Source organism: Algoriphagus oliviformis, assembly GCF_017254915.1.
In the GTDB taxonomy this organism is placed as follows: domain Bacteria; phylum Bacteroidota; class Bacteroidia; order Cytophagales; family Cyclobacteriaceae; genus Algoriphagus; species Algoriphagus oliviformis.
The window spans coordinates 1-290 of sequence record NZ_JAFKCT010000079.1 but is presented as its reverse complement, the minus strand read 5'-3'; the positions used below and the strand labels follow the sequence as shown (position 1 = coordinate 290).

1 protein-coding gene is annotated in these 290 nt (G+C 70.7%); it reads right to left on the bottom strand.

Annotated elements, in window-relative coordinates; genetic code table 11:
• Positions 1-290, bottom strand: a 290-nt coding sequence (locus J0A68_RS23370; protein ID WP_206580521.1) for a hypothetical protein, incomplete at both ends; no start/stop codon positions are given.

The following is a 290-nucleotide window of genomic DNA, read 5'->3' as shown; positions in this document are numbered from 1 at the left end:
ATGGCGACCGCCTGTCGGTGGCGCGTCAGCGCTTGCAGGTGGCCGGCGATGGCGCGGGCGTCCCAGTCCGGGCGGAAGCCGCTCATCGCGGCGGCGTCAATCGTCATGGCCAACCACTGCGCTTCATCGAGCAAGGCGAGGGCGATCGGATAATCGGCGGGCCCCGCCTCGGCCGCCGTGCAGTAGCGCACCGCGAGCGAAAGGTCCGCGTCGAAGCGCTTCGCGCCGGGCGCCAGCGCCGCCAACAGATGGGCTTTGGCGGCGGCGTTGTGGCCATATAAACCGATGGC